Annotated in this window: 24 protein-coding genes; 17 read left to right on the top strand and 7 right to left on the bottom strand. The window is 59.8% G+C overall.

Features of this window, described 5'->3' with window-relative positions:
* Nucleotides 1-5: 5 nt before the first annotated feature.
* Nucleotides 6-1,100, bottom strand: a complete 1,095-nt coding sequence (locus QO002_RS09530) for a helix-turn-helix transcriptional regulator (protein ID WP_307228976.1) — start codon at nucleotides 1,098-1,100, stop codon at nucleotides 6-8.
* A 273-nt stretch (nucleotides 1,101-1,373) separates the two neighbouring features.
* On the opposite strand from QO002_RS09530, the gene pgsA reads away from it, so the two are divergent.
* From pgsA to QO002_RS09515, 3 genes are read left to right on the top strand one after another with little or no spacing between them, the layout of a single operon-like run.
* On the top strand, nucleotides 1,374-1,967 hold the full coding sequence (gene pgsA / locus QO002_RS09525; protein WP_307228974.1) for a CDP-diacylglycerol--glycerol-3-phosphate 3-phosphatidyltransferase: 594 nt from the start codon (nucleotides 1,374-1,376) through the stop codon (nucleotides 1,965-1,967).
* Nucleotides 1,964-2,224, top strand: coding sequence for a molybdopterin converting factor subunit 1 (moaD, locus tag QO002_RS09520; RefSeq protein ID WP_307228973.1), 261 nt, complete (start codon nucleotides 1,964-1,966; stop codon nucleotides 2,222-2,224). Before pgsA ends, moaD begins: the two co-directional genes overlap by 4 nt.
* Before the next feature lie 4 nt (nucleotides 2,225-2,228).
* On the top strand, nucleotides 2,229-2,699 hold the full coding sequence (locus tag QO002_RS09515) for a molybdenum cofactor biosynthesis protein MoaE (RefSeq protein ID WP_307228970.1): 471 nt from the start codon (nucleotides 2,229-2,231) through the stop codon (nucleotides 2,697-2,699).
* A gap of 101 nt (nucleotides 2,700-2,800) precedes the next feature.
* On the opposite strand, the gene QO002_RS09510 is transcribed toward QO002_RS09515, so the two are convergent.
* The gene (locus QO002_RS09510) at nucleotides 2,801-3,697 is read right to left on the bottom strand and encodes a branched-chain amino acid ABC transporter permease (protein WP_307228967.1); all 897 of its coding nucleotides are present in this window, start codon (nucleotides 3,695-3,697) and stop codon (nucleotides 2,801-2,803) included.
* Nucleotides 3,698-3,762: 65 nt separating this feature from the next.
* Here QO002_RS09510 and QO002_RS09505 point away from each other — a divergent pair, with 65 nt between their 5' ends.
* Together QO002_RS09505 and QO002_RS09500 are read left to right on the top strand one after the other, a co-directional pair.
* Nucleotides 3,763-4,323 (top strand): CGNR zinc finger domain-containing protein, encoded by a 561-nt coding sequence (locus tag QO002_RS09505; protein WP_307228965.1) that lies wholly within the window; start codon nucleotides 3,763-3,765, stop codon nucleotides 4,321-4,323.
* A gap of 29 nt (nucleotides 4,324-4,352) precedes the next feature.
* Entirely contained in the window at nucleotides 4,353-4,850 is a 498-nt protein-coding gene (locus QO002_RS09500) for a hypothetical protein (RefSeq protein WP_307233296.1), read from the top strand.
* A 255-nt stretch (nucleotides 4,851-5,105) separates the two neighbouring features.
* Here QO002_RS09500 and ndk read toward each other — a convergent pair whose 3' ends face one another.
* Nucleotides 5,106-5,528 carry a nucleoside-diphosphate kinase gene (gene ndk, locus QO002_RS09495; protein WP_307228963.1) on the bottom strand — a complete coding sequence of 141 codons (423 nt, stop codon included), beginning with the start codon at nucleotides 5,526-5,528 and terminating at the stop codon, nucleotides 5,106-5,108.
* Nucleotides 5,529-5,734: 206 nt separating this feature from the next.
* Between ndk and QO002_RS09490 the strand changes: the two genes are divergently transcribed.
* The 5 genes from QO002_RS09490 (at nucleotide 5,735) to QO002_RS09470 (ending at nucleotide 10,201) form a co-directional block, all read left to right on the top strand.
* Nucleotides 5,735-6,250, top strand: a complete 516-nt coding sequence (locus QO002_RS09490) for a DinB family protein (protein WP_307228961.1) — start codon at nucleotides 5,735-5,737, stop codon at nucleotides 6,248-6,250.
* A gap of 68 nt (nucleotides 6,251-6,318) precedes the next feature.
* Entirely contained in the window at nucleotides 6,319-6,726 is a 408-nt protein-coding gene (locus QO002_RS09485) for a Rap1a/Tai family immunity protein (RefSeq protein WP_307228959.1), read from the top strand.
* A 138-nt stretch (nucleotides 6,727-6,864) separates the two neighbouring features.
* Nucleotides 6,865-7,944, top strand: a complete 1,080-nt coding sequence (locus QO002_RS09480; protein WP_307228957.1) for a GGDEF domain-containing protein — start codon at nucleotides 6,865-6,867, stop codon at nucleotides 7,942-7,944.
* 69 nt (nucleotides 7,945-8,013) lie between these two features.
* Nucleotides 8,014-9,897, top strand: a complete 1,884-nt coding sequence (locus QO002_RS09475; RefSeq protein ID WP_307228954.1) for an ABC-F family ATP-binding cassette domain-containing protein — start codon at nucleotides 8,014-8,016, stop codon at nucleotides 9,895-9,897.
* An 82-nt stretch (nucleotides 9,898-9,979) separates the two neighbouring features.
* On the top strand, nucleotides 9,980-10,201 hold the full coding sequence (locus QO002_RS09470) for a hypothetical protein (protein ID WP_307228952.1): 222 nt from the start codon (nucleotides 9,980-9,982) through the stop codon (nucleotides 10,199-10,201).
* Between the two features lie 3 nt (nucleotides 10,202-10,204).
* On the opposite strand, the gene QO002_RS09465 is transcribed toward QO002_RS09470, so the two are convergent.
* The gene (locus QO002_RS09465; protein ID WP_307228950.1) at nucleotides 10,205-11,047 is read right to left on the bottom strand and encodes a GNAT family N-acetyltransferase; all 843 of its coding nucleotides are present in this window, start codon (nucleotides 11,045-11,047) and stop codon (nucleotides 10,205-10,207) included.
* A gap of 151 nt (nucleotides 11,048-11,198) precedes the next feature.
* On the opposite strand from QO002_RS09465, the gene QO002_RS09460 reads away from it, so the two are divergent.
* Nucleotides 11,199-12,125, top strand: coding sequence for a Gfo/Idh/MocA family protein (locus QO002_RS09460; RefSeq protein ID WP_307228947.1), 927 nt, complete (start codon nucleotides 11,199-11,201; stop codon nucleotides 12,123-12,125).
* A 56-nt stretch (nucleotides 12,126-12,181) separates the two neighbouring features.
* Here QO002_RS09460 and QO002_RS09455 read toward each other — a convergent pair whose 3' ends face one another.
* The 3 genes from QO002_RS09455 to QO002_RS09445 all read right to left on the bottom strand — a co-directional run bounded on the left by QO002_RS09455 (nucleotide 12,182) and on the right by QO002_RS09445 (nucleotide 15,220).
* Nucleotides 12,182-12,976, bottom strand: coding sequence for a hypothetical protein (locus tag QO002_RS09455; RefSeq protein ID WP_307228945.1), 795 nt, complete (start codon nucleotides 12,974-12,976; stop codon nucleotides 12,182-12,184).
* Between the two features lie 296 nt (nucleotides 12,977-13,272).
* Nucleotides 13,273-13,722 (bottom strand): DNA polymerase III subunit chi, encoded by a 450-nt coding sequence (locus tag QO002_RS09450; RefSeq protein WP_307228943.1) that lies wholly within the window; start codon nucleotides 13,720-13,722, stop codon nucleotides 13,273-13,275.
* Nucleotides 13,723-13,729: 7 nt separating this feature from the next.
* Entirely contained in the window at nucleotides 13,730-15,220 is a 1,491-nt protein-coding gene (locus tag QO002_RS09445; RefSeq protein WP_307228941.1) for a leucyl aminopeptidase, read from the bottom strand.
* Between the two features lie 405 nt (nucleotides 15,221-15,625).
* Here QO002_RS09445 and lptF point away from each other — a divergent pair, with 405 nt between their 5' ends.
* From lptF to rsmA, 6 genes are all read left to right on the top strand, one after another.
* Complete coding sequence (gene lptF, locus QO002_RS09440) at nucleotides 15,626-16,801, top strand: LPS export ABC transporter permease LptF (protein WP_307228939.1); 1,176 nt, start codon at nucleotides 15,626-15,628, stop codon at nucleotides 16,799-16,801.
* Nucleotides 16,801-17,886: an LPS export ABC transporter permease LptG gene (gene lptG / locus QO002_RS09435; protein ID WP_307233294.1), complete on the top strand. Its 1,086-nt coding sequence runs from the start codon at nucleotides 16,801-16,803 to the stop codon at nucleotides 17,884-17,886. Before lptF ends, lptG begins: the two co-directional genes overlap by 1 nt.
* Complete coding sequence (locus QO002_RS09430; protein ID WP_307228937.1) at nucleotides 17,886-20,222, top strand: LPS-assembly protein LptD; 2,337 nt, start codon at nucleotides 17,886-17,888, stop codon at nucleotides 20,220-20,222. The genes lptG and QO002_RS09430 overlap by 1 nt, the downstream gene beginning before the upstream one ends.
* A 238-nt stretch (nucleotides 20,223-20,460) precedes the next feature.
* Nucleotides 20,461-21,414, top strand: a complete 954-nt coding sequence (locus tag QO002_RS09425) for a SurA N-terminal domain-containing protein (protein ID WP_307228935.1) — start codon at nucleotides 20,461-20,463, stop codon at nucleotides 21,412-21,414.
* Between the two features lie 6 nt (nucleotides 21,415-21,420).
* Nucleotides 21,421-22,449 carry a 4-hydroxythreonine-4-phosphate dehydrogenase PdxA gene (pdxA, locus tag QO002_RS09420; protein ID WP_307228933.1) on the top strand — a complete coding sequence of 343 codons (1,029 nt, stop codon included), beginning with the start codon at nucleotides 21,421-21,423 and terminating at the stop codon, nucleotides 22,447-22,449.
* Nucleotides 22,449-23,279 carry a 16S rRNA (adenine(1518)-N(6)/adenine(1519)-N(6))-dimethyltransferase RsmA gene (gene rsmA / locus QO002_RS09415; RefSeq protein WP_307233292.1) on the top strand — a complete coding sequence of 277 codons (831 nt, stop codon included), beginning with the start codon at nucleotides 22,449-22,451 and terminating at the stop codon, nucleotides 23,277-23,279. The genes pdxA and rsmA overlap by 1 nt, the downstream gene beginning before the upstream one ends.
* The last annotated feature ends 7 nt before the right edge of the window (nucleotides 23,280-23,286 follow it).

The following is a 23,286-nucleotide window of genomic DNA, read 5'->3' as shown; positions in this document are numbered from 1 at the left end:
CGGCGTCAGGCGGCGACGCGACCCAAGCCACTCAGGAGGCTTGCCAGTTCCGGCTGCCGGCGGGTTCCCGTCTTGAGAAAGATGCGCTTCAGGTAGGTGCGCACTGTCTCGATGCTCAGGTTGAGTATCGCCGCCACGGCTTCAATGCTGGCGCCCTTGGCGAGTTCGCGGGCGACACGTGCCTCCCCCGGTGTCAGATCGAAAAGCCCGGCAAGGACCCCAATATCCGGCAAGCCGGCGCCGCCGACCGGGGTTGCCATAAGGACTGCCATGCTGCGTGAGAAAATATCGCGCGCGTTGCGGCGAACCGGCAGAACATGCAGCACCAGTGCCGGCTCTTCAGCGGTGGCAGCAAGCGGCAGCGACTGTACTCGCGGGCTCTCCGGCACGCTCAGGAGTTCGAAGCTGCGCTGCAACAGCCTGTTGGCCTGCGGCTGATCGATGGAGATACGGTCTCCCGCGCCCGTGCGGATGCGCGGAGCCAAGGCTTCCATCTCGTCGTTCATGGCCAGGACCTGCTGTTCATCGCCAAGAACAGCGGCCGGCAGGCCCACCAGCGACAGCGCCGACGCAATCGATCGCGCCTGCTGGAAAACCATGCGGGAAGAAATCAGCGTCGCCCGCGCCAGATCGCCCTTCAGGCTGTTGACGAAATCCAGATGCCGGGGCTCGAAAGGCCCGAGATCGGTCCTGCGCATGAAATCGAAAATCAGTGTGTGGCCTGATGGCTCCGGCAAGACACTGCCCATGCTCCAGCCCACTCCCAAGGGGCGCAAGAAGGCATTGTAGATCGCGTCGTCCTCTATCTCCTTCGCGGTCATGACATCGATGTCGCGGGCAAAAGACATGGGAAACATCTGAATCGAGCGTCCGGGACGCACATTCTCAAATCGGAGTTCACTGCGAGAATACTTTTCCAGCGCATCCTGAATGTGGGGAGAAGAAACCCACCGGGCCGATTGGTTTGAATCAATCGACCATATGCAGGTCGAATAGCCGTCCACCGCAGCTGCAAGGCTGTCGCAGACATCCGACCAAAGTTCCGGAATGACCGCCGCCTCGTAAATGCGGTCGATAAGTGCGGGTTTATCGAGAATCACGAATGCCAGCTCACATTTTTCCCTGAAATTGAGGGGTTTTTCTTGATATCAGACTGGGGAACGATTCAAAGGGCGGAGACGACGCAGAAGGCAGTCTTCACGTTGTCGTGATCGCCCCGGAAGCCAAAATGGCGGCATGGAGTCGCAATCGGGGGGTTCAGCATGCGTTCAGGTGGATATCGTCATAATTCACCCTGATTTCTCCGCGACCGGTTGACCTTACGGTCATAAAGTCTTCATTTGTCGCCCATGCCTCCCAGAGAACAAAAGTCGATGTCAACGCCTGCTGCCTACAACATCCCCAATCTGCTCACCTATGGCCGTATTCTTGCCGTTCCGCTGATCGTGCTGTGCTTCTTCGTCGAAGGCCGGCTGCAGAGTTCGGATTTCGCACGCTGGTCGGCTCTGGTGATTTTCGCCATCGCCTCGATAACGGACTTTCTCGATGGTTATCTCGCGAGAATTTGGAATCAAACGTCAAACATCGGACGAATGCTCGACCCGATCGCTGATAAATTGCTGATTTCAACCGCACTGCTGCTGATGGCCGCAGACACGGAACAGACAATTGCCGGCTGGTCTCTTTGGGCCGCGATCATTATTCTCTGCCGGGAAATCCTCGTTTCCGGACTCCGTGAATATCTAGCGGCGCTCAAGGTTAGCGTACCCGTAACGCAGATCGCCAAATGGAAAACAACGGTTCAGATGTTAGCGATTGCTTTTCTTCTGGCAGGTCCAGCTGGAGATAAGGTTCTGCCATACACGACGGAGATAGGCAGAATATTGCTCTGGATTGCTGCAGTTCTGACCATCTACACCGGTTACGACTATTTCCGTGCCGGCCTCAAGCATGTGATCAACGAATGAGCAGCGTCCGGCTTGTCTATTTCGCCTGGGTGCGGGAGCGGATCGGCAAGGACGAAGAAGAGATCGTGCTGCCGGACAGCGTCGTGACGGCCGGCGATTTGCTCAGGCATCTCAAGGGTCTCGGCGAGGAATATGAGATGGCGCTGGAGCATGAAAATGTCATCCGGGTTGCCATAAACCAGGAGCATGTCGATCATCACGAGCCGATCGCCGGCGCCCGCGAGATCGCGCTTTTCCCACCGATGACCGGCGGCTGAGGCCATGGCTCAGCCGACGATTTCGGTGCGGGTGCAGCGACAGGATTTCGACCTTGCCGCAGAAGTCGCGGAGATATCCAGGGGACGCACCGATATCGGTGCCGTCGTGACCTTCTCGGGACTTTGCCGGGACGAAGCCGGCACGCTCGGGGCGCTGGAACTCGAACATTATCCCGGGATGGCAGAGGCGCAAATCCTGCGCATCTGCGAAGAGGCCAGCGCACGTTTCGGCCTGCAGGCCCTGCGGGCGATCCATCGTCATGGCCGGATCGTTCCGGGGGAGAACATCGTTCTCGTCATCGCGGCCGCCAGGCATCGCCAGGCCGCCTTTGACGGAGCAAACTTTGTCATGGATTTCCTGAAGACATCCGCCCCCTTCTGGAAGAAGGAGATCGGCATCAGCGGCGAGGCCGGTGAATGGGTCTCGGCCAGGGATGCCGACGATAGTGCACGGGATCGGTGGACGGACGACTGACTAAAGCGCGTCGCGATCTTTCAGATTCGCTTCCTCGCTTTAGCTCTTTTTTTGCGCATGTCGTTGTCGCAAAACCGCTGCACACTTTTGCGCGACATGCTTTAAGGCTGAACGCGCTCCCGCCGTGTCAGCACCAGCAGCAGCACGAGAAAGCTGAAGATCGCGAAATCGCGCCACAGGATCGGCCCGTAGCCGCTCCACATTGTTTCCGCGAGCCCCATGAGAGCAGCACCTGCTGCGGCGAGAAGCGGCGTGGTCTGCCCGCCGATCGAGGCAATGAACAGCACCTTGACGCCGAAAACGAGGCCTGCGCCGAAATCCATCGTGCCGTAATAGGCTGTTGCGAGAATGCCGGCGATTGCCGCCAACAGGGCTGACGCGCCGTAGGCGACTACGAAGATACGGGTGGGGTCGATACCGCACAGCGCCGCCGCATGCCCGTCATCGGCAACGGCCCGCCATTTCCTTCCCCAGGCAGACCGGATCAGGAAGAGGTTTCCGGCAACGACCAAGGCCAACATTGCAGCAGTATTGATGATCTGGATCAATGTCAGGGTTACCGGAAAGCGCGGGTTCGCCCATAGCACCAGCGGCGAGTTCAGGAATGGCGGCAGCCAGATGGCGCGGGTATCCGCCGCAAGCCGCGACATTTCCATCAGCACGATCGCAAGCCCGAGCGACACCACGACGACAGTGTTGGGCGACTTCAGCACCACGCGCCGCATGACGCTTCGCCCGAGGAAGATACCGGTACCGGCGGTGTAGACCAGTGCCGCCGCAGCGCCGATTGCCAGCGACGCCGGCAGCACCAGCCAGAGCTTGTTCCAGGCAAAATCGGTAAACAGCAGGAAAATCTGCCCGGAAAACCCGAAGAGAGCACCGTAGGTCAGGTCCGCCCGGCGGGTGACCGCGAAGGCGATGGCATAGCCAAAGGCAAGCAGCGCGTAGAGCGCGGCAACGGGGACGGCATTGGCAAGCTGTTGCAGGAAATAGGCCATGGCGGGTCCCGTTGCGTTCGCGAATTATAACTTGTAAAAACGCTTTTACCAGTTAGAATTTACTCATGACCTTTTCCTGGACACCCCATCGGTTTTCCGGCGGCGCACTGGCGCTCGATGTCGCCAATTCCGTCGTGCTGCGCTTCGATCCCCTGCGGCGGATCGATCGCTTTGCCGACCCGGTGGCGATGGACAGTTTTGCCGGGGCGGCCGCAAAGTTCTGCGGCGAGCGATCTGCCTTGGGACCAATTGCGCCGGCGACACCGGCGCGGCGGCCGCATCTGCTTGCTCTTCGCGAGGCGACGGATCGTTATTTCCGGGCTGATATCGAAGGGCGCGGTTCGAACGATCTGCTTGCCGACCTGCTTTCGGCCATATCGGCCTCCATTCGCAACCAGCCGCATAGTGGTAGCGGCCCCGTTCCGCTTGAGGCGGCGACTGCGCATTCGGCTCTTCGCCTGACCGCTGCGACTGGCGAAAACCGGATGAAGATCTGCCCGAATTGCCAATGGCTGTTCATCGATCGGAGCCGAAACCGCAGTCGAAGCTGGTGCGACATGGCCGTCTGCGGCAATCGAACAAAGGCAAGCCGGCATTACCAGAAACGCAAGGAGGCGAACGCATGACCCAGAACCGCATTTCGCCTATCCGCACCATGACTTTCGGGATAGCGGCGATTGCCTGCGTCGGGCTCTCGGGCTGTCAGCGCGAAACCGGCGACGAACCATTGCAACTCACCGGCAAGATCTTCGTCTTCAACTACCGGCTCGCCTATGCGACCTACATGCTGACATTCGAGAAGAAGGAAGCCCTTCCCGAGGGTAGCTTCGTGGTCGCAAGCTTCGAGAACCCGGCCGGTGGGGCGCCGCTGACGCTGGAGCGCAAGGTCTTTGCAAAGCAGACCAAGATCGTGCTGGAAAGCCCGGATATAACCTGCGTGCACAAGGAAAAGCCTTACGCGGTGACTGTCGAGCTCAGGGGGCCTGATGGCGATATCCTGCAAACGTTGAAAACCACCGTGACCTCCAATCTCGATCAGAACGTCTTGCCGGCCAAGCCACTGGTCATCGGCCCGGCCTACGAGAAAAACCCCGAGGTCTTCAGGGATGGCAAGGTTCCCGCCCATTTCGAGACGGCCTCCTGTGCCTCCTGACGAAGAGATTGCCTGCCGACTGACCGAGATATCCGTCACTGCCGGACGTGGGGCCGATCTCCAAGTTCGATGGGCAACAACGGCAAAAGCCGGGACGTTTCCGTCCCGGCTTTCAAAATATAATCTTTTCAAGACCTTCGGGACAAAGCCCTTAAAGCGTGTCGCGATCTTTCAGATTCGCTTCCCACGCTTTAACTCTTTGTCGTTATCGCAAAACCGCTGCGCACTTTTGCGCGACATGCTTTAGAAACTGATTCAGCCGACGATCTCGGTGCCCGAGAACCAGTAGGCGATTTCGATTGCTGCGGTTTCCGGAGCATCCGAACCGTGAACCGAATTTTCGCCGATCGACAGGGCGTGGGTCTTGCGGATGGTGCCTTCATCGGCGTTTGCCGGGTTGGTGGCGCCCATGATTTCGCGGTTCTTCAGGATGGCGTTTTCGCCTTCGAGAACCTGAACGATCGTCGGACCCGAGGTCATGGATTCAACAAGTTCGCCGAAGAACGGGCGTTCCTTGTGAACAGCGTAGAAGCCTTCGGCTTCGCGGGTGCTCATCCAGACGCGCTTGGACGCGACGACGCGCAGGCCGGCGTCTTCGATCATCTTGGTGATCGCGCCGGTGAGGTTGCGCTTGGTCGCGTCCGGCTTGATCATCGAAAAGGTGCGTTCAATCGCCATTTGTGAATTCCCTTGGGTTTTCGTGGATTTTGAGGTTTTCGTGGATTTTGCGCGTCAATAGCCGCCCACGCGCCGCAAAACAAGGGGTGGCCACCGGATTTCGGCCGATCGCACCTGCGGAGCCGCACAATCAGCAAATTTCATCGGTGCCATCACCCAAAGCGATCCGATCTTCGGTTATGCTCCTTCGAACACAGGAGACACCGATGCGCGACCATTACCTCATGATGGCTGACTACAACGGCTGGGCAAACAGACTGGTCTACGAAGCTGTCGCCACACTGAGCGAAAGCGAGTTTCAGGAAAACAAGGGAGCCTTCTTCGGCTCGCTCTCCGGCACGCTCAACCACCTGCTTGCCACCGACCGCATCTGGATGCGCCGCTTCACCGGCACGGGCGACGCGCCGACGCGGCTCGATGCCGTCATTCACACGGAGTTTGCCGCACTTGCCGATGCGCGGCGGGCTGAAGACGAACGTATTGCCGGTTGGATCCGCGATCTGACGGAGGAGGATCTGCGGGCGACCTTTAGCTATACGCCCGTCAGCACTCCTACCCTCATCACCCAGAAACTGGCACCCGCGCTCGCCCATCTCTTCAACCACCAGACCCATCATAGGGGCCAGTGCCACATGATTTTGACCGCGCTGGGCAAGCCAAGCCTTTCGCTTGACCTCGTCTTTTTCCAGCGCACGCCAGAGGGGCGCAAGCATGCGGGCTGAGAGTTGCGTGGGCGTGCATTTGGCGTAGCATACGACCATGCCGCGCGAGCTTGGTAGGAGGAAGGGCAATGCCGGGACGATGCCGCCTGCCGATGATTGTTTTAGCCGCGCTGGCTGCTGTAGCACCAACGACGGCACGGGCGCAGTTCGTTGACGGCGTGACGCTGCACGCGTTTTGCCAGCCACCGAGGAATCCTGCCCTTGCCGGCTATGTTGCCGGTGTCCTCGACCGCTGGTCCCGCGATCTGCATCATGCGGAATTGGCGGATGTCGTCGATGCGGAGAACAATCGGCCGAAGAGCACGATCAGTGTGACGGCAAAGATCCGCGCCAATATATGCGCGCCCGATACGATTATCCTGCAGGAGCATATCGACGTTGTCTGCGCCTTTCTGGAGGCTAACCCGCTGGAGCTGGGGCGTAGCGCCGACATCCTGGTGCAGACTGCGACAGCGCTGAGATGGCCATGTTCTTAAGCGCTCTGTAACCATCACATACAGGCGCAATCGCAGATTGACGCTCTTTTAATGTCAACGGCTTATCCAATTCCATAACAAGGAAAACGGCGGCAAGGCCGCAAGATGGCAATATCAGCTGTTTCAGGGATTGAACCGATGACGAACCCCAAGCAGAACGCGCAGCGGCCGGCACGGACGGAAATCGACGCCGTGTTCGTCAGGATTGCCCAGGCCATGGCGAGCCTTGGCGTTTCTCCCCTGCCGCGCAACTATGCGCTGTTTTACGAGGCGCTTTCGGGACGCAATCCAGATCTTGCCCGCGAGCTTTCGGCACTCGGGCCCTCTCCCGATGCAGCCAAGATTGACGAACTTGGTATTCGTCACAATCTTGCAAGCCACGCGACACTGAGTGCCGACAAGGTTCAGGCGCAGGCCGTGAAGCTCCTGGGTGACGTTTCGGTGGCGATGCGCGAGGCCACCAATCGCAAGACGGGTTTCGTCCGCCAGCTGCAGGATTTTGCGCTTCGGCTCGAAAACGATCCGGTGGTTGCCATGTCGGACTTTGCCGATGCGACGCAGGCGATCCGTGATCAGGCCGCAGCGCTGCTGCGCGACGAAGCAAGCTTCTCTGGGCGGCTTACCGAAACCGTTGCACAGCTGTCTTCCATGGAAGGCGATATCGATGCGCTGCGGGCAGCGGCGACGCGGGATCCCTCAACCGGGCTTCCGAACCGTACGGCATTCTCGGCGCGGCTATCGGCGCTGTTTCTCGATGCGCCGCCGCCCACGGCCCTTGTGCTGGTGTCCCTTAACGGCCTGCGCGGCGTCGGCGAACGGTACGGCGTGGACGCGCTGGAAAAGGCGCTGAAGAAACTCGCTCCGATTTTCCGCAAATCCATCAAGAAGAACGACTTCGTCGGTCGTATCGGACTGGATGAACTGGCCTTCCTGTTTTCCGACGTCAGCGCCGCCAATGCAGAGGCAATCGTCTCGCGCATACGCGCTTCGATCGAAGCCATCGACATCCCCCTGCCCGAACGCTCGTTCACGCCGGAACGACTGTCTCTCTCGGCAGGCATCGCGATGACCGATGCCGCAAGTGGAGAGGCCGATCTCTTCAGCCAGGCGGAACTCGCGCTGCACGCCGTCAAGGCCTCCGGCCATCCGGGCCAGCTGGTGTTCTCGGCCGCCGTCGGCGCGAGATCGCCGCGCCTCTACTCTCCCCACGCGGCATAGGCCTTTTCACGAAGACTGCGGCCTCTGGGACACTTGCCTTCCGCGACAACATCGGCCAAAACGCCGGCCATGATCACGATCAACAATCTCTCCGCGCGTATTGCCGGCCGCCTGCTCATCGACCAGGCGACGGTTTCGCTTCCTGCCGGCACCAAGGCCGGCCTCGTCGGCAAGAACGGCGCCGGCAAGTCGACGCTCTTCCGCATCATCACCGGCACGATGGAGAGCGAGACAGGTTCCGTTTCGATCCCCAGGAATGCCCGCATCGGACAGGTGGCACAAGAAGCGCCCGGCACCGAAGAGCCGCTGATCGAAATCGTGCTGAAAGCAGACAAGGAGCGCGAGGCGCTGCTGACTGAAGCCGAGCATGCCACCGATCCGCATCGTATTGCCGAAATCCAGACGCGGCTCACCGACATCCAGGCGCATTCGGCGGAATCGCGTGCGGCCAGCATTCTCGCTGGTCTCGGTTTCGACCATGAGGCGCAGAAGCGCCCGGCCTCGTCCTTTTCCGGTGGCTGGCGCATGCGCGTGGCGCTGGCGGCCGTGCTGTTTGCCGAGCCGGACCTGCTGCTGCTCGACGAACCGACCAACTATCTCGACCTCGAAGGCGCATTGTGGCTGGAGGACTATATCCGCCGCTATCCACACACGGTCATCATCATCAGCCACGATCGCGACCTGCTCAACACGGCTGTCAATTCGATCATCCATCTCGACCAGAAGAAGCTGACCTTCTACCGCGGCTCCTACGACCAGTTCCAGCGCCAGCGCGCCGAGGCGATCGAGCTGCAGCAGAAGGCCAAGGTGAAGAATGAGGCGGCGCGCAAGCACCTGCAGTCCTTCATCGACCGGTTCAAGGCCAAGGCAACCAAGGCCCGTCAGGCGCAGAGCCGCGTCAAGGCGCTGGAGCGGATGGGGACCGTTGCCGCCGTCATCGAGGATCATGTCCATCCGATCCATTTTCCCGAGCCGGAAAAACAACCGGCCTCGCCGATCATCGCCATCCAGGGCGGTTCTGTCGGATACACGCCCGGCAAGCCGATCCTGAAGGGCCTGAACCTCAGGATCGACAATGACGACCGCATCGCCCTGCTCGGCTCGAACGGCAATGGCAAATCGACGTTTGCCAAGTTCATCTCCGGTCGGCTTTCCGCTGATGCCGGCGACATCCGGCTGGCACCGAACCTGAAGATCGGCTTCTTTGCCCAGCATCAGCTGGACGATCTCGTTCCCGGTGATACCGCGGTTCAGCATATCCGTCCGCTGATGCCGGATGCGCCGGAAGCCAAGGTGCGCTCGCGCGTCGCCCAGATGGGTCTTGCGACCGAAAAGATGGACACGCCGGCCAAGGACCTTTCGGGCGGCGAAAAAGCGCGCCTGCTGATGGGCCTCGCCGCCTTCGACGCGCCGAACATGCTGATCCTCGACGAGCCGACCAACCACCTCGACATCGACAGCCGCAATGCACTGATCGAGGCACTGAACGACTATGAGGGCGCGGTTATCCTGATCTCGCATGATCGCCACCTGATCGAGGCGACTGTGGACCGGCTGTGGCTGGTGCGCGACGGCACCGTGACGAACTATGACGGCGACCTCGAGGATTACCGCAGCGTCATCGTCGCCAGCAGCAGGACCAAGGGCGCCAAGACCAAGCCTGCAGACGAGACAGTGAACAAGGCCGACCAGCGCAAGGCAGCCGCGGAAAAGCGCGCCGCCTTTGCGCCGCTGAAGAAAAAGATCAATGAAATCGAATCCCTGACGGAAAAGCTTCAGAAGCAGATTCGGGCCCTTGATGCGGAGCTTGAGAGCCAGGAACTCTACGAAAAATTCCCCGACAAGGCGGCCACCAAGGTCAAGGAACGGGCAGAGGTTGCGTCTCGCCTGAGCAAGGCCGAAGACCAGTGGATGGAGCTTTCGACCGAATATGAAGAGGCGATGGCGAGCTGATTCATCGGTGCTAAACGATTCGTTAAAATTTTAGCGGTTTCTTTAATATGGCCTTCATCGACTCATTTTAAACTTTTGAGCCATGAGGAAAGAGCGCACGCAAAGAACGGATGTCTACCGGTTTCGCCGGGTGAAGTGGGGCAACCCGCGCCACCAGCTGACGAAGCTGCGCAACGTGACGCCGGCCATGGCGGAGGGCGAGCGGGAGGCGGCCGGCCTATGGTTCTGGATCGCCGTCGCCTGCCTTTCGGCCATCACCTTCGCCAGCGTTTTCCTGATCGCGACCGACACGCGTCTTCTTTAAAATTCAGCCAAGTTCGAAAGTGGTGATGCCGTAAATCTGCGACAGCGGCAGATCGGGCACCGGGCCGCGATACATGCGCGCCGTCTCAAAGACCGGCTTAAGATTGTATCGGTCGCACAACGCTTTTGCCGCGGCGTTCGGTTCAGGTATATCGAGGAAGATCTGGCCTCCACCGGCCATCGTCACCAGCTTGCGGAAGATGAGGTCGGCATTGGTTTCCGTATCCGCAAACAGCGGGCCGATCTTGTGGCCCTCGCGGCAGGCGCGGATGGTGCCGTAGCCTGATATTTCCGCATGGCGGATGAACGCGACGCTGTTTCGATTGGGCAGCGGCCGCAGCCATTCCTTGAGGAAAGCATCCCGTGGGCCGGGCGAAAAGCGGCGGTCATAGGCGATGATCGAGGGGATATGCACGGGCGAAACTTCAGTCAATTCAGAGGACGGAGGTTCGCTGCAGGTCACCTCGCCACCGTAGCGGAAATTGGCGTAAGCATAGGCAAAGCCCGATTTCTGGTAGTTTTCCTGCTGCGCGACCACGCCATCAAGACCCATGGTCCTGGCGCTTGTTTCGCGGAGCGCCTTCTTCCACAGAGCATGGCCGATACCCTGCCCGCGGAAATCCGGATGCGCCATGTAGAAGCCGAGAAAGGCATAATCCGGGCCGTAGCGGACGAGCGAGATGGCAGCCACGATCTGGCCCTCCTCCTCTGCGAGCCAGTAACCATCGGGATCGGCAGCGAAGAACGGCGTTGCGTCTCCGAGACCGGGGTTCCAGCCTTCGCGCGCCGCCCAGTCCAGCATCATGTCGAGATCGGCGCGGGTGGCTTTTCGATAGATCGGCGGCATGGCGGCTCCTGTGTGCGATTCGCATTATGCAAACAGGCTCACCATCGCTTTGTCCATGATCGTCATCGATCATTGCGTCAGCGCCGCTTGCCCGTATCCCGCTTTCTGATACAAAGCGCATCATAAAATCATACTAATCGAGCGAAACACCATGAGCCCCATCAATATCGCCATCGTCGGTGTCGGCAAGATCGTCCGCGACCAGCATCTGCCCGCCATCGCCGCCAATTCCGACTACAAGCTGATCGCTGCAGCCAGCCGCCACGGCGTCGTCGACGGGATCGACAATTTCAAGTCGATCGAAGCGATGCTCGAAGCCGTACCGGCAATCGACGCTGTTTCGCTCTGCATGCCGCCGCAGTACCGCTATGCGGCTGCGCACACGGCGCTGCAGGCCGGCAAGCATGTGTTCCTCGAAAAGCCGCCGGGGGCGACGCTGAGCGAAGTGGCAGACCTGCAGGCGCTGGCCGATTCGAAGGGCCTGTCGCTGTTTGCCAGCTGGCATTCGCGCTATGCACCGGCCGTCGAGGAAGCCAAGGCATTCCTTGCTTCGACGAAGATCAACAGTGTCCAGGTCATCTGGAAAGAAGACGTGCGCCACTGGCATCCGAACCAGGAATGGATCTGGGCAGCCGGCGGTCTCGGCGTCTTCGATCCGGGCATCAATGCGCTGTCGATCGTCACGCATATCCTGCCGAAACAGCTATTCATCACCGCCGCTACGCTCGAATTCCCCGAGAATCGCGACGCTCCGATCGCAGCCAGCATCACCTTCCGGGATGCAGACGCTCTTCCGGTTTCCGCCGAATTCGACTGGCGCCAGACCGGCCACCAGAGCTGGGACATCATCGCGGAAACGGATGCAGGCCGGATGGTTCTGGCCGAAGGCGGCGCCAAGCTCTCGATCAATGGCGAACTGCGCAAGGACACGCCCGAGCGCGAATATCCGGCGCTTTACGAGCGCTTCGCTGAAATCGTGAAGGCCGGCAAGTCCGACGTCGATCTGGCGCCGCTGCGCCACGTTGCAGATGCCTTCATGCTCGGCAAGCGCAAGTTCGTCGAAGCTTTTCACGATTGATTTCCGAGATTTGGGCGGGCTGCTTTGCAAAGCAGCCCGCCCGGTTTTTGCAGATTTTATGGGTTCGTCGTCCCCTTGAATCCCTGGCGTGTCCATTCATAGACGCGGGCATCGGTGCGGAAATTGCCAACCCTGGCGGCGGCAAGGTCCAGAATGCTGACAATGATCGTCGTCCAAACGATCATCAGCACCACGATCATGACGCGGACCGGCTTTCCTCTGAGACCGAACTGATAGCCGAGCGCCGCCATGCTGAGCAGCATCACGCCAAGCAAGAGCCAGAAGATCTGTGCCGGCAGGCGCATGACGGTCGCGAACCGCTCGGACGTGCTGGTATCGAATGTGTCGTTGACGGCCGCCATCAGCGACGCAGAGATCGGATCGGGATGCTCCCGTACGATGGTCGTCACATGCTGCCAGATGGTTTGCTGGAGGGCGGACGTATCCGCATTCGCCTTCGCAAGTGCCTCGGGGTCACGACCCGTAAGGACGAAATCCTCGCGAACTTTCGCATATTCCTCGAGCAACTTGGCGATCTCGATCGAATCGGGAGATCCGATCGCGTTGGCCCGCAACCACGCCGTACCGATGGCGTTAGACTCGGCGAGCGTGCCTTGACGCCGCTCGCTGAAACGGGCGTTGGAATAGGAAAGCGTAAGGGCGAGCACGAAGGCCAGAAGGCCCATCATGCCGGCGACGACAATACCGACATTTTCCGTCTGGCCAGTCGCGCGCTCCTTGTTGCGCGCTCCAAAGCGGTAACCGACCTCATGGGCCAGCAACTGCGCCAGGAGTAGCAGGGCTGCGAACGCCAACAGGCTGTATTCCGCAAGCGAAATGAGAAAATCCATAAAAACCCCATTGAGAACTCTGCAACCGCCATGCCCTGGCGGTGGCCGGACGACCGATCATGAAAACCGTCGTCGAAGACGGTGCAAAGCCTCCTATCGCGAGCCTATGGCGAGATGGCGCTGTATCGAACGCATCTTGTGACCAAGGGATGAAATCCAGTTCAATCAAACATTCAGAAATAGAAATACGTACAATAAATTGAAATCGGCGGACGAACGCAAGGGGACCGATCGTGAAGAAACCTGGACCCAATGCCGATTTCTTCGTTGCCGCGCCGATGAGAAAGCGCTGAAAATTACGCCTTCTTCACCCAGCGACCATCGTCGTTCTGCTGCCAGTAGGTCAGTGCATGCCCCTCGCCCTTCAGGCGTTTCCAATTGGCGCGGGCCGCTTCAAGCTGGGTATTGTCGTAGCCGTCGAACAAGAAAACGACGCGTTCGTATGGCGAGACGTCGGGGGGCGCCGCGCCGTCGACCATGAAGCGGACGGTGGCACCATTCAAGTTTTCAGTATCGGCCGTGAGCAGCACCGGCTGCTCCTCGGCAAGGGCCATGTCGGGCGTGCCGTGAGCAAGGAAACTGTCGTCACGATAAACCCATAGATGCTGATCCAGGCGGTCGCGGCGTTCCTCGTCCACCGTCTGCACAACCACGCGCCAGCCACGCTCGACACTTCGATCGAGCAGGCCGGGAAGCGCGTCTTCGAGCTTCGATTCGGTCAGATGGTAGAAAAGGATTTCCGTCACGCGCGGATCAAGCCTCGTAGTGGGCGCGGACAAGCTCGTCGAGCAGGCGCACCCCGAAGCCGGAGGCCCAGGAGCGGTTGATCTCGTCCGTCGGTGAGCCCATGGCCGTGCCGGCAATATCGAGATGCGCCCACGGCGTATCCTTGACGAAGCGCTTGAGGAACTGCGCCGCCGTGATCGAGCCGCCGTAACGGCCGCCGGTATTTTTCATGTCGGCGAACTTGCTGTCGATCATCTTGTCGTATTCCTTGCCCAGCGGCAGGCGCCAGAGGCGTTCCTGCGTGGCAAGGCCTGCCTCGGTCAACTGCGCGGACAGTTGGTCATCATTGGAGAACAGGCCGGCATGATGACTGCCGAGCGCGACCATGACGGCGCCGGTCAGCGTTGCCAGATTGATCATGAACTTCGGCTTGAAGCGATCGTTGCAATACCAGAGCGCATCGCAGAGCACGAGGCGGCCTTCGGCATCCGTATTGATGATCTCGATGGTCTGGCCGGACATGGACGTGACGATATCGCCGGGGCGCTGGGCATTGCCATCCGGCATGTTCTCGACAAGGCCGATGATGCCGATGACGTTGACCTTGGCCTTGCGGGCGGCGAGCACATGCATAAGGCCGGTGACGGCGGCAGCGCCACCCATATCGCCCTTCATCTCTTCCATGCCGGCACCCGGCTTGATCGAGATGCCGCCACTGTCGAAGACGACGCCCTTGCCGATGAAGGCAACCGGCTGCTCCTTGGACTTGCCGCCGTTCCATTTCATGATCGCCAGCCGTGGCGGGCGCACCGACCCTTGAGCAACGCCAAGCAGCGCGCCCATGCCGAGCTTCTTCATATCCTTTTCGGTGAGGATTTCGACTTCGACACCGAGCTTCTCCAGCTCCTTGGCCTTGTCAGCAAACTCGACCGGTCCCAGCGCGTTCGGTGGCAGATTGACGAGGTCGCGGGCGAGGAAGACACCACCCGCGACCGCTTCCATGACGCCTGCGAGTTTCTTCGCTTCGCCGGCAACTGATGTGACGATGGTGACCTTCACCGGCTTTTTCGGCGCCTTTTCCTCGTCTTCATCCTTCTTGGTCTTGTAGGTATCGAAGCTGTAGGCGTTCATCTCCATGCCAAGAGCGAAATCCACTGCTGCCTTGGCCGTGACCTCGATCCCGGGAGCATCTATGAAAACGGTCACCGCATCGGCATTGCGCACCTTGGCGGCGGCGGCGCCACCTGCCTTCAGCCAATCATGGGCGATGATGGAGGGTACCTTGCCGAGACCGAGCACCAGAATGCGATCAGCGGCCGAGCCGTGAGGTGCGACGACATCAAGCACGGCCAGCGACTTGCCGGTGAACTTGCCGATGCGCATGGCGTTTTCGAGGATACCGGCCGGGTCCACGTCGGCTGCACCGGCAACAGCGCCATCGACCACCTTCGCCAGGATGACAACGCCGCCGGACACGGCGGCCGACTTCGAGAAACCGATATCGAACTTGAAAGACATGGAACACTCCGGAATGGAAAACTGTGCCGCCCGGAAATTTTGCGAAGCGGCTTTGGCTCCTTTGTATTCCCCGCTGGCCAGCTTGCAAGTCGCAGTTTCTTGTTCGGCACAACCTGCCCCAGCGATCTGTTACCGTCCTGTTACACTAATGAACATTCCGGCGCCGCTTTCGGGGCTTCGCCCGATCGTCCAGTCTGAGACGCTTGGCAACGCACGCAGACGTGTTTACATCAGGTTAACCATTCCCGTTGGGACTAATTTATCCGTGTCCGTTTACAACTTGGTTGCCGTGGAAAATTTGCAGATCCTCTTGTACAGCGTGACAGCAAGCTTATCCGGCGACTGCCCCAGGGGCACGCCGGCTTTAGAAACCCGGGCGCTGCGGCGCACTGGCAAAGGCCTGAGATGAAACTGATCGAGCGCTATATATTGAAGCGGGCGACGGGCATGTTCCTCGCGACGCTTCTACCGCTGATGGCGATCGTCTGGGTGACGCAGGCCCTCACCAGCATCAATCTCGTGACCGACAGCGGCCAGTCCATTTTCGCCTTTATCAAGCTCGCGACCCTGATCCTGCCGTCGATCGTGCCTCTCATCCTGCCCTTCGCGCTGGTGATCGGCGTGGCACAGACGTTGACCGCGATGAACACCGATTCGGAACTGACCGTGCTGAATGCCGCCGGCAGTTCGCGCATGACCATTATCCGGCCGGTGCTCTATCTCGGCATCGCGCTCAGCATGCTTTCCTTTGCCGTCGACAATTTCGTCGAGCCCTATTCGCGCATGGCGGTGCGCAAGATGATCGCGACCGCCCATGCGGATCTGCTCTCCTCCGTTGTGCAGGAAAACACTTTCCGAAAGATTGCTGACGGCCTGTATGTCCAGGTCGCCTCGCGCCGCGGCGGCGGCGTACTGCACGGCATCTTCGTTGCCGATTCGCGAAATCCCGCCTATGAGCTCGTCTATTACGCGCGCGAAGGCGCGGTGGACGAAAACAGCTCGGCGCTGGTGATGAAGGATGGGGAAGTGCATCGCAAGCTGCCGGATGGCGGTGTGTCGATCATCAAGTTCGACTCCTACGCCTTCGATCTCACCGACATGAGTCGGATGGCCGGCGAGGTTAATATCCGCGCCAAGGACCGGGACCTTCCTTATCTTTTCCACCCGGACCCCAAGGATCCTATTTTCAAGAAGGACCCTCTGAGCTTTACCGCCGAGCTGCACCGCCGTTTCACGGAATGGACCTTCCCGCTGCTTTTCGCCCTCGTGGCCCTGGTTTTTTCAAGCGATGCACGGTCCCATCGCGAAGCACGCCTGCATCCGATGGTCGCTGCACTCCTGACCTGTCTCTTCCTTCGCTGGGCGACATTCTACGCTGCCAACAGCGCCCAGGAATCGCCCGCCTTCGTGCCGGTGATGTATCTGATCCCCCTCGCCTCCGGCTATCTGGCCGTGCGGCAGCTGTTTGGCAATCGCAGGCTCGAAATCCCCATTACCTGGGAAAAGCTCATCAAGGACCGGATGGTACGGCTCGGCCTGATGCGTTCGCAGCCGACGGCTGACGGAGGCGGGACACCATGATCCTGTTTTCAACACTCGGGCGTTATTTCTTCACGCGCTACGCGATCACCACCTTCTGGTTCCTGACCGGCATCTTTTCGCTGATTTTCATTATCGACTTCAGCGAACTTTCGAATCGGATGTCGCAGCTGCCGCACTATTCGATTTCGGGCGCACTGCTGATGACGACGTTTCGCATTCCGATGATTCTGCAACAGACCGTGCCCTTCGTTGCGCTGTTTGCCGGGATGGCCTCTCTGATTTCGCTCAATCGTCGCTACGAGCTCGTGGTGACGCGGGCGGCCGGGATTTCGGCCTGGCAGTTCCTGCAGCCCTTCGTCTTCGGTTCTTTCCTCTTCGGAATACTGGCCGTCGTCGTTCTCAATCCGATCGCCTCCTGGGGCACAAGCCAGGCGGAAGCGCTGGAAGCGTCGTGGGGCAGCAGTTCATCGTCGCGCTCGCGCCTGTCGATTCCGTGGCTTCGCCAGATCTATAACAAGGATGACACGATCATCGGTGCCCGCTCCGTTCAGGACGGGGGCCAGACCCTTGTTGGAGTGACGGTGATCCACTTCGATCCACAGGGCGCGATCGTTTCAAGACAGGATGCGCAGAGCGCAAAACTCGAAGATGGTTACTGGCTCCTTAGCAAGGTGACGGAAACTCGCAACGGAGAGCTGCCGCGGATTCTCGAAACGGCACAGCTTCCAACCAACCTGAAGCCGGAATTCATTCAGGAGACTCTGACGAAGGCTGATTCCATTCAGTTTTTCGACCTGCGGCACAAGATTGACGTGGCGAAGTCCTTTGGCTTGCCGACCAGCGGAATGGAAACGCAGTTTCATTCCATGCTGGCGCTGCCTCTTCTTCTCGTTGCGATGACGCTGATCGCTGCAAGCGTCTCGTTAAAATTTAGCCGGTTTAACCAATCCCGGCCGGTGATTCTCGGTGGCATCCTTTCGGGCTTCGTGCTTTATGTCGTCACCGTGCTTGTAAAAGCATTCGGGAGTAGCGGTATTGTTCCTCCCTTCGTTGCAGCCTGGCTGCCGGTCGTCGTGGCGATGGCATTGGGGGCAACGATTCTGTTGCATGAGGAAGATGGCTAGTGGCGGCAGGCAACCGCAAACATAACAGGCTGCTGACGGCCATTCTGCTTTCCGGCGTTGCGTTTACGGCAATGATCCCCGGAATGATTGCGCCCGCATGGGCGCAAACCACCAATATCGATTCGCTCCAGCCATCCGTGCCCGAAGACGCCAAGATGCTGCTTTCGGCAAACGAGATGGTCTATAACCGTGACACCGAACGGGTCATTGTTCGCGGTGCGGTGCAGATCAATTATGGCGGCTACCAGATGGTGGCCCAGCAGGTCGAGTACAGTCAGAAAACCGGCCGAATCGTCGCGACCGGCGAGATCGAGTTGATCGAGCCCGGCGGCAACAAGGTTTATGCCGACCGCATGGACGTGACCGACGATTTCGGTAACGGCTTTGTCGAAGCGATGCGCATCGAAACGACGGATCTGACAAAGCTCGCGGCGGTCAACGGTGAGCGCGTGAACGGCGAGGAGATCATCCTCCACAATGCCGTCTACACCGCCTGCACACCCTGCGCGACCAATCCGGATCACAAGTCGCTCTGGCAGATCAAGGCGCAGCGCATCATCCAGAACGGCAAGACGCACACCGTTCGCCTGGAAAATGCCAAATTCGAACTGTTCGGCAAGCCGATCGTTTTTCTGCCCGTTATGGAAATTCCGGATCACACCGTGAAGCGCAAGAGCGGCTTCCTGTTTCCGACGCTGAAATACACCCAGAAGCTCGGTGCCGGCGTCAGCGTTCCCTATTATTGGGCGATCTCGCCTTATATGGATGCAACACTGACCGCGACCGGCCTTACCCGCCAGGGCTTCCTGATGGAAGGCGAGTTCCGCCAGAGCTTCGAAAGTGGCGAGCATATTCTGCGCATGGCAGGCATCAGCCAGATGGATCGCTCTTCCTTCTCGGCGGGAACGGTCGATGAGCAGGAACAGGCCCGAGGCATGATCGCCTCCAAGGCAAAATTCGAGATCAATCCGCGCTGGACCTTCGGCTGGGACGTGCTCGTCCAGAGCGACAACAATTTCGCCAAAACCTATGAGCTCTCGACCTTCGACGGTCGCACGCTGACCAACCAGGTCTACCTGACCGGTCTTGGCAAGCGTAACTACTTCGACGCCCGCGCCTTCTATTTTGACATCCAGGATGCTGATACCAACAGCCTGGCTGAAAACCAGCAGCCGGTGGCACAGGTTCTCGATTATTCCTACACCTCGGAAGAACCTGTGCTTGGCGGCGAGCTCAATGCCGACGTCAACCTGACGAATATCCATCGCAATCGTCAGGACGAGTACACGGTTCTCGGTGTCGATCGCTTCCCTGGCCTCAGCGGCATGTCGCATCGCCTGACGGCCGAAGCCGAATGGCAACGTACCTTCATCGCACCGGGCGGCCTGACACTCACCCCGCTTCTGGCGGCACGCGGTGACATTCTCGGACTGACGATGGATGACCCGGGCGCGGCGTATAGCGGGTCTTTCTACGATGATGATGCCGCTACTCGCAGCATGCTGACGGCCGGTATCGAGGCGCGCTATCCGATCCTCGTCGCCACCGACAACAGCAGCCACATCTTCGAGCCGATCGCTCAGGTCTATGTCCGGCCGGACGAAGAATATGCCGGCGGTTTGCCGAACGAAGACGCCCAAAGCTTCGTCTTCGATGCGGCCTCGCTTTTCGACCGCGACAAGTTCTCCGGCTTTGACCGGATTGAAGGCGGTAGCCGCGCCAATCTAGGCCTGCGCTACACCGGCGCACTGGGCAACGGCTATTCGCTGCGCGCAATCGCGGGCCAATCCTTCCATCTCGATGGGTTGAACTCTTTCGCAACCGACGATCTGGTCAAGGTGGGCGCAGATTCCGGCCTTGAAACCGATCGCTCCGATTATGTTTCGATGATCGGCATTGATGCGCCTTCCGGCTTGACGGCAAGCTTCAGCGGACGATTCGACGAGGAAAGCTTCGATCTTCGCCGCGCCGACACGACCCTTGGCTATCAGGGCATCAAGTGGCAGACGGCACTGACCTATACCCGTATCCAAGCGCAGCCGGCCTATGGTTCGCCTTACGATCAGGACGAAATCCAGACGGCGGCCGCCTATCGTTTTCAAGATTACTGGTCGATCTTCGGCTCGGTCACGTATGATATCAACAGCGACATCATTACCCGCGACGGTATCGGCATCACCTACGACGATCAGGATACGCTTTTCTCCCTGGTCTATCGTCGAGAGCGCGACAACCAGGATTCCGTCGCCAACGACTGGTCGATCGGCGCTCGGATCAGCTTCCGTACGCTGGGAGATATCAATGTGGGCGACACGAGCTTCGACGGCCTGAACTGATGGATCGCCCCGCCCATAACGTCAAAATGTGCTTGATGCCGTAAATCGGCCGGATTGCCCTGCGATCCGGCTTGCACGGCCATGGGCAGGCCTTGTCATCCCAAGGCTGCAAGATTATGGATTTCATCCGACAAATGGCCACAGAAGTGCGGCCGAGCCGAAATTTCCGGAGCCGCTTGAACGGATTGTCACGTGAGGTGATCTGTTTCGCGAACCGGGGCTTGAAAGAGGACAGGACATGGGTGGAACATTTTCGGTGAAGCGCGCGCTGGCGGCAACAATCATTGCCGGCATGCTGGCCGGCTCCATGGTATCAGCGACGGCTCCGTCAGCCTATGCAGCGAGCTCTGTGGCCGTTATCGTCAACAATACTCCCATAACATCGGGGGATATTGCCAAGCGTGTGGCCTTCATGCGCCTGCAGAAGCTGGGTGGCGGTGCCGCCGAAGCGCGCAAGGAATTGATCGATGAGGCGCTCAAGCGTGACGAAATTCTCCGTATTCGCGTTTCCGTGGGCACCAGCGACGTGGATGCCGCCGTGGCGCGCTTTGCTGCCGGCAACAAGCTCAGCGTCGAGCAGCTCTCCCAGATCCTGGATAAGTCCGGTGTCACACTCGACCATTTCAAGCAATATGTCGCCGTTGCCATGAGCTGGCCGCGGGCGGTTAACCTGCGTTACAACAGTGGCAACAACGGTCGCCTCTCAAATGAGGAACTGGTACGCCGAATGCAGGAAAACGGCGGCAAGAAGCCGGTCACGACCGAGTACTTCCTGCAGCAGGTCATTTTCGTCGTGCCGGCGGCCAAGCGCAATTCGATCATTGGCAAGCGCCAGGCGGAGGCGAATGCCTCACGCGCTAAATTCCCCGGCTGCGAACAGGCCAAGGTTTTTGCCGCGACCATGCGTGACGTCTCGATCCGCAACCTCGGCCGCATGATGATCCAGGAAATTCCAGAGGACTGGAAGGGACTGGTCGAAAAGGCCGGAGAAGGCAACACGACAGGCACCCGCGTCACGGAAAAGGGCGTCGAATATCTTGCCATCTGCAAGAAGCGCGAGGTTAATGACGACCTCGCGGCGGAGGTCGTCTTCCGTGCCGAAGATATCGGCAAGAAGCAGGGAGGCGAGGATCCCAACAGCAAGAAATATCTGGACGAACTGCGCGCCAAGGCCCAGATCCTCAACAAGTAAGCGTTCATGACAGAGCACAATCCGGCGCCGCTGGCGCTTAGCATGGGCGATCCGGCCGGAATCGGGCTCGACATCAGCTTGGAAGCCTGGCTGAGGCGGCGTGAATGGAAGACGCCGCCTTTTCTGCTGATCGGCGATCCGGCGGCGCTCCTTGAACGCGCGCACCTGCTGGGCCATGACGTTTCCGTCCGCGAAGTCGAAGCACGCGGTGCGTCCTCGATGTTTCCAGATGCCCTTCCCGTCCTGCCAATAGGATGCGCCGCGCCTGTCGTGGCTGGCGTGCCGGATTCGCGCAATGCGGACGCGATCATCGGAGCGATCGAGGAAGCCGTACGCCTCACCATGGCGGGCGAGACAGCGGCCGTCGTTACCTGCCCGATCGCCAAATCCGTTCTTTATGATGCTGGCTTCGGCTTTCCAGGCCATACCGAATTCCTTGCCGATCTCGGTGAACGCGCCATCGGCCGCAAGCTCCTGCCGGTCATGCTGCTTGCAGGCCCAAAGCTTCGTGCGGTGCCGGTGACGATCCATATTCCGCTGAAGGATGTGCCGGAGCAGCTGACAGCCGACCTGATCTACCGGACCTGCGCCGTGGTGATTGCCGATCTCAAGGCACGGTTTGGCCTCAGCCAGCCGCGCCTTGCCGTTGCTGGCCTCAATCCGCATGCAGGCGAAGGCGGTGCGCTGGGACTGGAGGATGACGCGATCATCCGCCCGGTCATCGAAAGACTTATCAACGAGGGACATGACGTAACCGGCCCCCGGCCCGCAGACACCATGTTCCATGACCGTACCCGCGCAACCTATGACGTGGCGATCTGCATGTATCACGACCAGGCGCTTATTCCCGCCAAGGCACTCGGCTTCGACGACAGCGTCAATGCGACGCTCGGCCTGCCCTTCATTCGCACCTCGCCCGACCACGGCACGGCCTTCAGCCTCACCGGCAAGGGTATCGCTCGTGCAGACAGCCTGATGGCAGCGCTCAGGATGGCGCGCGAGCTTGCGGACAATGTTGACAGGGAGCAAGCATGATGGCGGCGATCGACGGCCTGCCGCCGCTGCGCGACGTCATTTCGCGCCACGGACTCGATGCCAGGAAGGCGTTGGGACAGAACTTCCTTCTTGATCTGAACCTGACGCAGAAAATTGCCCGTACGGCTGGGCCTCTCGACGGTGTGACCGTCATTGAGGTTGGCCCCGGTCCCGGTGGCCTCACCCGCGCCATCCTGTCGCTCGGAGCGAAGAAGGTCATCGCCATCGAGCGCGACAGCCGCTGCCTGCCGGCCCTTGCCGAAATCTCCGATCACTATCCCGGTCGTCTCGACGTGATCGAGGGTGATGCACTGAAAGTGGATTTCGAAACGCTGGTGACTGACGGCAGCTCCGTGCGCATCATTTCCAACCTGCCCTACAATGTCGGTACGCAGTTGCTTCTCAACTGGCTGCTGGTCAAGTCCTGGCCACCCTTCTACCAGTCGCTAACACTGATGTTCCAGCGTGAGGTGGGCCTCAGGATCGTGGCGCAGGAGGATGACGACCACTACGGCCGGCTCGGCGTGCTCTGCGGCTGGCGCACGAACGCCCGCATGGCCTTCGATGTGCCGCCACAGGCCTTCACGCCGCCGCCCAAGGTCACATCATCGGTCGTTCATCTCGAACCGAATGAAAACCCGATCCCCTGCCGCACGGAAGCCCTGGAACGCGTCACGCACGCCGCCTTCGGCCAGCGGCGCAAAATGCTGCGCCAGAGTGTCAAATCGCTTGGTGGCGAAGCTTTGCTGGCCAAGGCAGATATCGATCCGCAGCGACGGGCTGAAACGCTGTCGGTCGAGGAATTCTGCCGGCTGGCGAATTGCCTTTGAGGTCGAC

Source organism: Pararhizobium capsulatum DSM 1112 (assembly GCF_030814475.1).
GTDB lineage: Bacteria > Pseudomonadota > Alphaproteobacteria > Rhizobiales > Rhizobiaceae > Pararhizobium > Pararhizobium capsulatum.
Note: the sequence above shows the minus strand (reverse complement) of the source record. Positions and strands in the feature narration are given on the sequence as shown.

What these genes read in the sequence shown, in the direction of transcription:
- QO002_RS09485 (WP_307228959.1), top strand. Translation starts at nt 6,319, where the DNA reads ATGCCGGGACGATGCCGCCTGCCGATGATTGTTTTAGCCGCGCTGGCT.
- QO002_RS09465 (WP_307228950.1), bottom strand. Translation starts at nt 11,047, where the DNA reads ATGCCGCCGATCTATCGAAAAGCCACCCGCGCCGATCTCGACATGATG.
- moaD (WP_307228973.1), top strand. Translation starts at nt 1,964, where the DNA reads ATGAGCAGCGTCCGGCTTGTCTATTTCGCCTGGGTGCGGGAGCGGATC.
- rsmA (WP_307233292.1), top strand. Translation starts at nt 22,449, where the DNA reads ATGGCGGCGATCGACGGCCTGCCGCCGCTGCGCGACGTCATTTCGCGC.
- QO002_RS09480 (WP_307228957.1), top strand. Translation starts at nt 6,865, where the DNA reads ATGACGAACCCCAAGCAGAACGCGCAGCGGCCGGCACGGACGGAAATC.
- ndk (WP_307228963.1), bottom strand. Translation starts at nt 5,528, where the DNA reads ATGGCGATTGAACGCACCTTTTCGATGATCAAGCCGGACGCGACCAAG.
- pgsA (WP_307228974.1), top strand. Translation starts at nt 1,374, where the DNA reads ATGTCAACGCCTGCTGCCTACAACATCCCCAATCTGCTCACCTATGGC.
- QO002_RS09515 (WP_307228970.1), top strand. Translation starts at nt 2,229, where the DNA reads ATGGCTCAGCCGACGATTTCGGTGCGGGTGCAGCGACAGGATTTCGAC.
- QO002_RS09500 (WP_307233296.1), top strand. Translation starts at nt 4,353, where the DNA reads ATGACTTTCGGGATAGCGGCGATTGCCTGCGTCGGGCTCTCGGGCTGT.
- QO002_RS09425 (WP_307228935.1), top strand. Translation starts at nt 20,461, where the DNA reads ATGGGTGGAACATTTTCGGTGAAGCGCGCGCTGGCGGCAACAATCATT.
- pdxA (WP_307228933.1), top strand. Translation starts at nt 21,421, where the DNA reads ATGACAGAGCACAATCCGGCGCCGCTGGCGCTTAGCATGGGCGATCCG.
- QO002_RS09505 (WP_307228965.1), top strand. Translation starts at nt 3,763, where the DNA reads ATGACCTTTTCCTGGACACCCCATCGGTTTTCCGGCGGCGCACTGGCG.
- QO002_RS09475 (WP_307228954.1), top strand. Translation starts at nt 8,014, where the DNA reads ATGATCACGATCAACAATCTCTCCGCGCGTATTGCCGGCCGCCTGCTC.
- QO002_RS09470 (WP_307228952.1), top strand. Translation starts at nt 9,980, where the DNA reads ATGAGGAAAGAGCGCACGCAAAGAACGGATGTCTACCGGTTTCGCCGG.
- lptF (WP_307228939.1), top strand. Translation starts at nt 15,626, where the DNA reads ATGAAACTGATCGAGCGCTATATATTGAAGCGGGCGACGGGCATGTTC.
- QO002_RS09460 (WP_307228947.1), top strand. Translation starts at nt 11,199, where the DNA reads ATGAGCCCCATCAATATCGCCATCGTCGGTGTCGGCAAGATCGTCCGC.
- QO002_RS09455 (WP_307228945.1), bottom strand. Translation starts at nt 12,976, where the DNA reads ATGGATTTTCTCATTTCGCTTGCGGAATACAGCCTGTTGGCGTTCGCA.
- QO002_RS09510 (WP_307228967.1), bottom strand. Translation starts at nt 3,697, where the DNA reads ATGGCCTATTTCCTGCAACAGCTTGCCAATGCCGTCCCCGTTGCCGCG.
- QO002_RS09445 (WP_307228941.1), bottom strand. Translation starts at nt 15,220, where the DNA reads ATGTCTTTCAAGTTCGATATCGGTTTCTCGAAGTCGGCCGCCGTGTCC.
- QO002_RS09490 (WP_307228961.1), top strand. Translation starts at nt 5,735, where the DNA reads ATGCGCGACCATTACCTCATGATGGCTGACTACAACGGCTGGGCAAAC.